Annotated in this window: 3 protein-coding genes; 2 read left to right on the top strand and 1 reads right to left on the bottom strand. The window is 32.3% G+C overall.

Annotated elements, in window-relative coordinates:
• The first annotated feature begins 129 nt into the window (after positions 1-129).
• Together TY19_RS06095 and TY19_RS06090 are read left to right on the top strand one after the other, a co-directional pair.
• Positions 130-1,269 (top strand): SEL1-like repeat protein, encoded by a 1,140-nt coding sequence (locus TY19_RS06095; protein WP_052354819.1) that lies wholly within the window; start codon positions 130-132, stop codon positions 1,267-1,269.
• Between the two features lie 857 nt (positions 1,270-2,126).
• Complete coding sequence (locus tag TY19_RS06090; RefSeq protein ID WP_052354818.1) at positions 2,127-3,056, top strand: tetratricopeptide repeat protein; 930 nt, start codon at positions 2,127-2,129, stop codon at positions 3,054-3,056.
• 200 nt (positions 3,057-3,256) lie between these two features.
• Here the strand turns inward: TY19_RS06090 and TY19_RS06085 are convergent.
• A partial coding sequence (locus tag TY19_RS06085; RefSeq protein WP_052354817.1) for an IS982 family transposase occupies positions 3,257-3,892 on the bottom strand: 636 nt, incomplete at its 5' end.

Here is a 3,892-nt window from a genome sequence, read left to right as displayed (position 1 = left end):
TTTTAGGATTTCTAGTAGCAGTTGCAACAAATTTTTTAATAAATTAGTTATTTGCAACTTACATTAAATAATTGAATAGACAATAAATTATTAAATAGTAAAATTTAATAAATTAAAAAAGAGATTTAAATGTTAGTAAAATACATAAACGACAACGCTATTTCCAATAAATATTTTAATGCTACTTCTTGTTCGAATCTAGAACTTGAACAAAGTAAGTTGTATAAAGGTAGAACATATCTACTCTTGGGAAATTTTGAAAAAACATATTCTACGAAACGTAGATTTGAAATTGGAATAAGGGCAATTTTTAAAACTTTATTTTCTGTAGGATTTGGGCTTTTTTTTGAAAAAGTTAGAGAAGATTGGAAATCTTTTTGGAATGGTAGAAAAAATAAAGTTATTTACAGCTCCTCCCCATTTTTAGCTACAAAAATTTTAGTAAAGCAAGGAAATGCAACTATTCAATACAAGCTTGGAGTTATGTATTTAGAAGGAAAAGGTACTATCCAGTCTCTTGAAAAAGCTGCGAAATATTTTCAACTCGCTGCCAATCAAAATCATGCAGATGCTCAGTATATCCTCGGAACCTTGTATGCACATGGACAAGGTGTTTCACAATCTTACCAAAAAAGTTTTGAATATTTTCAACTAGCTGCCAATCAAAATCATGCAGATGCTCAGAATAATCTTGGACTCCTGTATGCAAATGGATGGGGCATTGCCCAGTCTGATCAAGGAGCTGTAAAATATTCCCAACTTGCTGCTAAACAAGGAAACGCTCCTGCTCAATGCAGACTCGGAGTAATGTATGCAGAGGGCCTAGGTGTCCCGCAATCTGATCAAAAAGCTTTAGAATATTGCCAACTCGCTGCGGATCAAAGTTTTGCAGCGGCTCAGTATTACTTAGTATTTTTGTATGCACATGGAAGAGGTGTCCCGCAATCTGATCAAAAAGCTTTTGAATATTGCCAACTCGCTGCGGATCAAGGTTTTGCAGCGGCTCAGCATAGCCTTGGACTCATGTATGTAAAGGGCCTAGGTGTCCCAAAATCAGATCAAGAAGCTGTAAAATATTACCAACTCGCTGCTAATCAAAATTATGCAATTGCTCAACGCAACCTTGGATTGATGTATAAAAATGGCCAAGGTGTCGCACAATCGGATCAAGAAGCGGTTAAATACTTTCAACTCGCTGCTAATCAAGGTGATTTAATTGCTCAGCAAAATCTTAATGTTATGAATGAAAATGGCCAAAATGTTACATAATAAGAATTTACTTTCTTTAGGAATTAGGCTTGTTCGGAAGATTTTAGAGAGTAGATTGAGAGGAAGACTTTTTGGGACAGTAAGAAAATTTATTTATACTTTTTATTCCTTTTTATACGTTCGAATTTTAACAGATTAAAATGATGCAAATGCTCATATAAGCTCGGATTTATGTATGCACAGGATCCGAGCCATCATACAATTTCATTAATAAATAGTATCATCAACTCGCTGCCGGTTAAGACATCATAAGAGTTCAAGGGAACTTTTTATAGTAACAGACGTGGTACCATGCGCATTGTATAATGTATGTAGCAGGGCAAAATTAGCTGTAGATAATATTCATTTTACTGTTAATCGCTGAAATTATCTGAATAATTTAAAATTATATTATATGCAATCACATAACTTTATACAAAAATATGACTTATACTACAAAAAATAAAATTTGATTTTCAAATTTTTTGTTTATTAATCCCATATTTTTTTTACAATTAAAAAATGAATACTAATAAAATAAAATTTGTCAGCAGATAATTGATATTATTAATTTTACTTAAAAAATTTAATAAAAATTAAATTTGAAGAATAATAACTAATAAAATAAATTTGCTAACAAATCAAATCGAGGATATTTTAATATTGGGTAAGTTTGGAGTTATATAGGTAAAGAAACGCAACTCCTCATAATCTAATCAAAAGAGTTTAAAATATTTTAGTCACTTTCGATCAAGGTTGCCGACCTGCCAAATTTGATTTAAAGCTCACGTTATAAAAACAAATACAGCCTCGCCTAGCCCGCTAAAATAATCATTAATTAATCCTATAAATTATTAATAAATTTAAAAGGACTAAACATGACAGTAAAATACATAGATAGTAATGTTCTTCCCAATAAATATGCTAATTTTTCCTCCTGCTTAAATCCAGAATTAAATCGAAGCAAAGTTTATAATGGTAAAACTTACACCCTTTTAGGAAGTATTGAGAAAGCATATTCTTTAAAACGGAGAATCGTGGTTGGAATACTTGCAGCTTTTAAGATTTTCTTCTCTTTAGGAATCGGGCTTCTTTTTGAAAGTGTTAGAGAAGATTGGGAGTCTTTTTGGAACGGTAAAAAAAGAAAAATCATTTATACTTCTTCCTCATTTTTACCGATTAAACTTTTGGCAGACCAAGGCGATACAAAAGCTCAATATTTTCTTGGATTAAGGTATATAAATGGCCAAGGTATCGCACAATCGGATCAAGAAGCTTTTAAATATTTTCAACTTGCTGCCAATCAAAATCATGCAGATGCCCAATACAGTCTTGGTTATATGTATGAAAACGGACAAGGTGTCGCACAATCTGAACAAAAAGCTGCGGAATGTTATCAGCTCGCAGCTAATCAAAATCATGTAAAAGCTCAATATAACCTGGGTGTCATGTATATGTATGGACAAGGTGTCGCGCAATCGAATCAAGAAGCTGTGAAATATTATCAAATTGCTGCTAAACAAGGCCATGCAAAAGCTCAATTCAGCCTTGGATTCATGTATGCACATGGAAAAGGTGTCGCACAATCGGATCAAGAAGCTGTGAAATATTATCAAATTGCTGCTAAACAAGGAAACGCCTCTGCTCAATGTAATCTCGGATTTATGTATTCAAGCGGGCGTGGTATCGCACAATCGGATCAAGAAGCCGCTCGATATTATCAACTCGCTGCCGATCAGGGTGATCTAATTGCTCACAGGAATCTCAAAACTATGCGTGAAAATGGACGCCTTAATAATATAGCGTAGGAAAAATTAGCTGTAAATAATATCAGTTTACTGCTAATTGCTGAAATCATCTGAATAATTTAAAATTATATTTTCTATACAATCATAAACTTTATAAAAATACGATTTATCTCTTCAAAGAAATAAATTTTGCTTAAAAATTTTATCACCAAATTACTTTTTTAATTTTTATATTTATATTTAATGTAAGTTGCAAATAACTAATTTATTAAAAAATTTGTTGCAACTGCTACTAAAAATCCTAAAACTTTAATTTCAAACCCATTAGACGTCGTTGCATGAATTTTTCTAAGCATCAGTCTTGATATCACGCCAAATACCCCCTCAATAAATTTTCTAATGTGCTTCAAATTTACAAAATCATGTAAATCGATTGAGCGAAGAGAATTAGATTTTGGCTTCACTATGAGCTTGATATTTTCTATCTTTTCAAGCATGTCTTGATGCTTATCATCTACATAGGCAGAATCTCCATAAATCTTACTGCCTGCGGGTAAATTTCGTTTCATGTATTTAAAAGGAACAGCATCATGCTCTCTGCCTGGACAAAGGATAACTCTAAGAGGGCACCCATCTTGAGAGGCTAAGACTGTTACTTTCAATCCATAAAAATAGTCTCGTTTACTAACATTATACGCTCTAAATTCCTCTCCTCGATAAATTCTACAATTTTGAATTCTTATATTTCTACAAACAGAAACAGGAAATGCATCAACAATATATTCAAAAGGTAATTTCCCAAAGTTTTTTAACTTTTGAATAAACTCAAGAATTTCCTCCCACCATTTCATGGGTATTTGATGAATTCTTCTATTTAATGCGCTCTTACTCAGTTT

The organism is Candidatus Protochlamydia sp. R18 (assembly GCF_000648255.1).
Classification (GTDB): Bacteria; Chlamydiota; Chlamydiia; order Chlamydiales; family Parachlamydiaceae; genus Protochlamydia; species Protochlamydia amoebophila.
This window is presented reverse-complemented; position numbering and strand designations above follow the sequence as displayed.